At 40.0% G+C, this 6809-nt stretch carries 2 protein-coding genes and 2 pseudogenes; 1 reads left to right on the top strand and 3 read right to left on the bottom strand.

Annotated features, from left to right (window positions below; genetic code table 11):
• Window positions 1–87: 87 nt before the first annotated feature.
• From AAEZ18_RS10225 to AAEZ18_RS10215, 3 genes and pseudogenes are all read right to left on the bottom strand, one after another.
• Window positions 88–2820 carry a metallophosphoesterase gene (locus AAEZ18_RS10225; protein ID WP_350594122.1) on the bottom strand — a complete coding sequence of 911 codons (2733 nt, stop codon included), beginning with the start codon at window positions 2818–2820 and terminating at the stop codon, window positions 88–90.
• Between the two features lie 175 nt (window positions 2821–2995).
• Window positions 2996–4486: a peptide MFS transporter gene (locus AAEZ18_RS10220; RefSeq protein ID WP_182678376.1), complete on the bottom strand. Its 1491-nt coding sequence runs from the start codon at window positions 4484–4486 to the stop codon at window positions 2996–2998.
• A gap of 256 nt (window positions 4487–4742) precedes the next feature.
• Window positions 4743–5825 (bottom strand): annotated as a pseudogene (locus AAEZ18_RS10215) (cellulose synthase subunit BcsC-related outer membrane protein); the annotation flags it as partial.
• Between the two features lie 63 nt (window positions 5826–5888).
• Between AAEZ18_RS10215 and AAEZ18_RS10210 the strand changes: the two are divergent.
• Window positions 5889–6589, top strand: a pseudogene (locus tag AAEZ18_RS10210) (IS3 family transposase); the annotation flags it as partial.
• Window positions 6590–6809: the final 220 nt, after the last annotated feature.

The raw sequence follows: 6809 nt of genomic DNA, 5'->3' as shown, positions 1-6809 counted from the left end.
GTACAGGAGCCGTATACGAGGTCCGTACGTACGGTTCTGTGAGAGGGATGAGGCATAAGCCTCACCCTACTCGATGTATTTAATTGTTTACGGTTTGCTATTGTTAAAGAACTTGCTACGTTGCTCTAACCATAAATTAGGTTTTATTGCGGGTGCAAGTTGGTAATGGCGTTCAACACTTTGATTGAGCTCTCGGGTTGTTTGCTTAAAAGTCAGCTTTTGTTGCGCGTTACCCATACTTTTTATTTCACTGCGAGTCATTGCGCGACCAGCATAAAGCAGTGCGTTTAAATAACCTGGTTCGGTTTCGTAGTTATTATCGGTTAATAATAATACGGCTTGATCGAGTGCCCAGCGTTTACCTATTTCACCGTCTCTTTTAACACCCGCAAATTCACCATCAATATACACTTCAAATACGCCATTGCTTGGTGCGGTATAAAATACAAAAGCTATACGGTGCCAGGTATCAGGCTCAGATGTGCCAAAATAACCACTATCGCTGGTTGATGCACCTAACCCACCAATAGGATTAATAAATATGTCGGCGTCGTTATTCAAATCATTTGTTGCATCGGTTTGAACTAGTGCTCTGTATATTTCTTTTGCTGCAAAAGGCCAATAAATGTCCATCACTAAAGTGTAGTCAGACACCATTCCTTGGTTTGCAAAATCCCCATTTGGCGCGGTATTTAACTCAATCTTTAGCCCTTCGTTAGGAGAGTGATCGGTAAATGCCATTACAGTTGATGCGCCATCAGCTAAATCACTAATATTAAATGCGCTAGTACTAGCAAAAGTGGTCTTTTTAGGACCCCAGCCTTTATTGTCAGGATCGAAGTAACTAAGAATTGATGGGCCTAAGTCGGCTTTAAGCGGATCGCTAACATCATCAAAGTTCCAAATAGTGATATTAGCAATGTCTTGGCAGGCATTGAGTGGCGTATTTGTATCAATATGCAAGCATTGAGTGGTTCTATGACGTGCGTATTGATCCAGAAGCCACCAAGCTTCGGCTATCGGTGCTACATCATTAAAAGTAACCCCATTAAAAAATAAATCAGGATTAAGAGCTGCCCCTTTAAAAAGTGCGACACTGTAGTTATTTGATGCTTGAATATTTTCAGGCGCTAATAAAAACCAATCAGGTTGATTGGCTAACATAGCATTTAAATCATTGCCGCTAACCGTGACTTTATATAAAGAGTTAAAGCCTGGGGTGTTAGATGGCTGCCTTTCTACGTAGTAAGCTTTATGAAAGTCCTCTTGTGTTAGGGCGCCAGGGGTCCAACGTTTTTGCACTAACTCAGGGTTGAGTAAAGCTGCTGAAATAGTGCTGCTTGAATGCTGAGCGGCTGCAGCGGTGACTGCTGCTAATTGCATTGCATTTAAGTAGTTTTCTGATATTGCAATTTCAGTTTGTGCATCGGGAGCATAACGGCCCATAATTGTGTCGATGGCTTGTTGTGTGGTTGTGTCTCGCTCAGTAATGGTGTCGGTTTTTACTGTTTTGTAGTCAACATTTTTGAGCGTTTTATTACTAGTGTCGAACGTTAAGTTTAAGTCGGTTATGCCCTTAGCGTAAAAGTTAGGCTGAATAACAATAGCGCCATTATCAAGGGTATTAAAGCTCTCACCGCCATGGGTATGACCGCCTAAAACCAAATCAATACCACTCACACTTTGTGCGATTTTAGTATCAAGGCCTTCACCTAAATGACTTAACATCAGCATATAATCTACTTCATCACTGTACTGACTAACAATATTTTGTGCTATTTGTTGCCATTGCCAGCTCATTTTAAATTGTTTGATAAAATCAGGAATAGGGTCATCTTGTAGTGGTCTATCTAGCTCGTTCCACGGGACCGATGTCATACCAAATACGCCGAGTGTAATGCAGCCTACTTGTACTTTAGCAAAACCTACTGCTGCAAAATCTTGTGTTTGTTCGCCTTCGTAGCGTGTATTACTGGCAAGTACAATGGCATTATCATCCTTTGAGAAGCCTAATAATTTTTCAGGCCCCCAAGCATAGTCATGGTTACCTATTACACGAAGATCGAACTTCATTGCTTTTACGGCTTCATCGGTCGCTAAACCTTGTGATATTTGCTCAGCTACAGTGCCTTTTTCGTAATCATCTCCACCATCGGTAAATAAAGTATGAGGTGATTCGCTTAAAGCCTTTTTATGATATGCCTTAATTCGGCTAAAAAATTGCTCTTGATAACCAAATCGAGCATGTAAGTCGGCAATATGTACAAAGCGAATAGATTGCTCAGTGCTGTTTACATCACAGGTAGGGCCTATACTGGCAGTGCGTTCTTTACGCTGCATTTTTATGGCATATGTGCCTAACTGATTAACTTGAGCTGTAACAAAACCATTTAAAACACGAGAGTTCTCTATAGTTTCCCAAGTTGTAGCGTTTAAACGGGCAATATAAAGTTGGCCGCCTAATGCGTAATCGTCAGAGATTTTTAAGGAAATTGTAAAAGGATTACTTAGTGAAAGCCCTGCGGGAGTTAAGCTATGTAGATTAGAAATAATATTTTGCGTTTGTGGCGTTTCGTCTTGCTCAATACTAATATAAGTAAGCTCAGTATCAGAGTTAACACTATTGGCAGGAATTTCAATTTTAAAGTTATCGTTAATAGTGGCAGATAAGCCTGCACCAGTAATAAGTAATACGTTAGCTTGGGGAGTGGAAGGGTTATTAGGATTAGGAGTGACTTGATCGCCAGCGCCACCACAAGCAGATAAAAAACCAATGAAAAAAACAACTAAAATTACTTTATACAAAGTGAACAATTGCATCTACCCGCTATCCCTAAAAATCTAATCAGTAATCAATTGGCTAAATAATACCAGTTAACAACTAAGCAATAAAAGATTATCAAGAGGAAACTTCCCCATACTGCTATGGGGAAGTAATTAAAAGTTGGGTAATAGATATTTAATTAACAAATATTTTAATTAAATACTTTAACTACTAGGCTTCCTCACTTAGTCCCTGTCTTTCCCACACTTTAGATTTAAAGGTCATTAGTACTAAAATAACACCAACACCAATACTAAATAATGCTATTTGTAGGTATAAGTTAGGTATTTCATCAACATTATTTGGATCGAAGTTACCAGCAAGTAATCCTGCAATGATATTACCGATAGAATAAGTTAATACAAATACGCCCATCATTTGGCCTGTGTAGCGACGAGGCGATAACTTACTTACAGCACTTAATGCCACAGGGCTCAAACAAAGCTCACCCACAGTGTGTAAAAAGTAGGTAGTAACAAGCCAGTAAGGTGCTACTTTTAGCCCTTCAGCCGCATAATGCGCTGCCATAAACATAACTAAGAAACCTGTTGCCATTATAATTAAACCAACAGCACATTTTGCACTATAAGATGGTGAAACAAGACGCTTTGACATATTGATCCAAAGCGCTGCAAAAAATGGTGATAGCGCAATAATAAACAGCGAGTTTAATGACTGAAACCAAGTTGTAGGGATTTCAAAAGTACCAATAAGACGGTCAGTATAATCACGTGCAAATAAGTTTAATGATGAACCTGCTTGCTCAAAGCCAGACCAAAAACAGGCTGAAGCTATACATACTAAAAACAGTGCCCACATTCTTTGTTTTTCAGCATCGGTTAACTTACCTTTAAAGTAGATAAGACCAAAATAAACAAAGAAAATAATAGTGAATGCAATCGCAGTATAACCTGCAACTACCGTTGGATTAATAATAATAGCGCCAGTCATCGCGGCTAGAGTGATTGCAGCCGCTATAATGATAAATATAGCAATACTGCCCCATGCGCGAGCAGTACCTTTAGGACCTAATGGATTAGCTGGTAGAGCACTATGCTCAGGTAAGTTTTTAAGTGAGCGCTTGTATTGCACTAAACCAATAGCCATACCAACAGCTGCAGCACCAAACGCCCAGTGCCAACCTAAATTTTCCATAAAGTAACCACAAACGTAATAACCAATTAATGAACCTAAGTTAATACCCATGTAGTAAATAGCATACCCGCCATCACGACGTTCATCAGCATCACTGTATAGTTGTCCAACCATGGCGCTGATATTTGGTTTTAGTAAGCCGGTACCCGTTGCTACAAAAATTAAACCAATAAAAAATGAGTAATCATGTGGAATAGCCAAAATAATGTGGCCACACATAATAATAATACCGCCATACCAAACAGCTTTTTGACCGCCGAATAATCTATCAGCTAGCCAACCACCAGGTAAGCCTAAAAAGTATACTGCGCCTGTGTACAAACCGTAAATAGCAGCAGCTGAAGCAACAGTAAAAGCAAGGCCTTCTTGTTGTAAGCTTGCTGTCATGAATAATACGAGCATAGCTCGCATACCGTAATAACTCATTCGTTCCCACATTTCGGTGAAAAACAAGGTTGAAAGTCCTTTAGGGTGGCCAAACCAACCACTATCTGGAGCTGAACTCATATTTACTTCCTAACTTTAAGTATTGTTGTAATGGCCTTATATATTTTTGCTTTAGCTATTTAGCGCCATGTATTACACGCTAAATGCTCGACCATCAGTATTGTTTAATGCAGCTAAGGTAATGGTTTGCCGTTAAGGTAGTAAAGCTGTAGGTAAGAGTCACACCCTTATCCTAGCTACAATTGCGCATTAGTATACATAGACCTTAGTGCGAGGGGAAGTGTTAAGCTTTATGGTTTAAACACAATAAACCTTGTTAAAAGTCAGCATAAGGTATTATAGGTTTACCTGGGAATGCTAATGTGCCGTAAACAGGATTGAAATAGTAACGTACATAAAGTTGTCCAAAGTTAGGCTCATAAAAGTCAGAGCGGTCAATTGCTAAGTAGCCTCCAAAAAACCAATGCGGGGTTACTCGGTGCTCAAAACTGCCTTCTAAGTTATACGAAACACCGGCGCTAGTATCACCGTTAAAAGCAGGAACGACGCCTGTTTCAAGCTGGCTTGCGAATGCTTGGGCTTGTAAGTTGAGATCGTTTGGGTAAAAGTCAATCGCGTTCGATTTAGTTTGTGAGTAAGAAATACCGGTTTTAATTCGATAAACAAAATCATCTCCCCAACGTGCGTCATAACTTAATGGTAATGAAATACCTATATAGTTTTGCGGGCTGTAATATCCGCCATGACCATAGGTTTCTTCGCTTAAATTAAACTTATAAGACCAATGCAATAAACTGACACCTGCGGTAAATTCACGCTCTTGGTTACTAATAACGCGATAGTAACTGCCACCCATTAGCCGATAACGTTGATTGTCTTTTACGTTTTGACCTTTATATAATTGAAAGTCGGCACTTGACCAAAACCCCCAATTACCACCCAAGTCGTGCGATAAATTGGCGGTTAGGCCAGTTGAGCGCACGCCACCCCAAACTTTACCTGAGTTTATATCGGTTAAACCAGCATAGGAGAGTACCGAGCTGGTAACAGGACGTTTTTCAAGTTCTAGGCTGTATCCAAAGTCGCCAAAATCGTCTGCGTAGTTTATGCCCCACACAATGTCTTCAATTAAAAAACCAAGTGGGGTAGTGCCAATATCAACACGCCAGTTTTCATTTTGCCAACCTATACCAATATCAACGCCACTTTCCTCAGGGCTTACTTCATCTAATGCACAGGTAAAAATACACAATGCACCTTGTCCATAGCGACTACCTGCAAATTGCTCATCAAATCGTGTTGTTTGTGCGCTTATAGTTGTAGGGTCGACTTTAATAAACCCTTGGCCTTGCCAAAGCGGAAAATAAGCTTCCATAGGCATTAAGCCAGCTCCCAGTGTAATGGTCTAATGAAACTGGAGAGGTTTATAGCGTAAAATGAGCTAAACCGAAAAGGTATCAATATGACCAGAAAATCAAAAGTAATACTCAGTGCACAGCAGAAACTCGAATATGCCAAATTAATGGTAGAAGAAGGCTATACTAATAAACAAATTGAAGAAATGTCTGGCGCTGGAAAGTCAGCAGTATCACGTTGGAAGCAACAATATTTATCTGAACTAGATGGTAAGAGCCCTGAAAATGTACAAGCACTTACACCTGAACAGCAGCGTATTCAATTACTAGAGAAGCAGCTGAAGCGTGCTTTAAAGGATAATGACATATTAAAAAAAGCCACCGCTTTCTTCATTCGCGACAATTAAAATTTAAAGTAATGAAAGAATTGAAGAAAGCAAACGCAGATTACACTATCACTGAATTGTGTCGTGTTTTAGAGGTTAGTATGAGTAGCTATTACTATGAACCTGCCAAACCCGATGAACAAGAGCAGGTGCTTTTGGATTTAATTGAATCGATAGCTGAGGACTCGGGTAATACGTATGGCAGGCGTAGAATACACGCTGAACTGAATGCACTTGATCACACAATAGGAGTATATAAAACGGCGTCATTGATGAACAAATTGAATATACACGCCATTGTGCCAAAGAAAAAACATTATTACCCAAACTCAGGTGATGAGCATCACTATGCACAAAACCTTTTAAAACGACAATTCAACCCGAAGACACATAACACGCATTGGGTAGGTGATATTACTTACAGTGTGCCCGGAGTTCAGCACTAGCAAGGAATGCTTTAATGAACCACGAGTCTATCTGAAATACATGAGCAATACGGTAGGAGCCAAATTGTTTATGGCACTATCTGGTTGTGCAGATAGTTGAGTCTGAGCGGCAGTGACTTATCGTATGCTGATAAGGTGATGGAACTCGCTGACAACGGGGAGTGAGGCGAATTCGTTACGCCAAGATGCTCTTCTA

Origin of the sequence: Pseudoalteromonas sp. 19-MNA-CIBAN-0066 (genome assembly GCF_040308705.1) — a bacterium.
Classification (GTDB): domain Bacteria; phylum Pseudomonadota; class Gammaproteobacteria; order Enterobacterales; family Alteromonadaceae; genus Pseudoalteromonas; species Pseudoalteromonas nigrifaciens.
This window is presented reverse-complemented; position numbering and strand designations above follow the sequence as displayed.

Bases quoted from the DNA above. Each gene is read 5' to 3' on its own strand.
- AAEZ18_RS10220 (WP_182678376.1), bottom strand. From the start codon at position 4,486: ATGAGTTCAGCTCCAGATAGTGGTTGGTTTGGCCACCCTAAAGGACTT.
- AAEZ18_RS10225 (WP_350594122.1), bottom strand. From the start codon at position 2,820: ATGCAATTGTTCACTTTGTATAAAGTAATTTTAGTTGTTTTTTTCATT.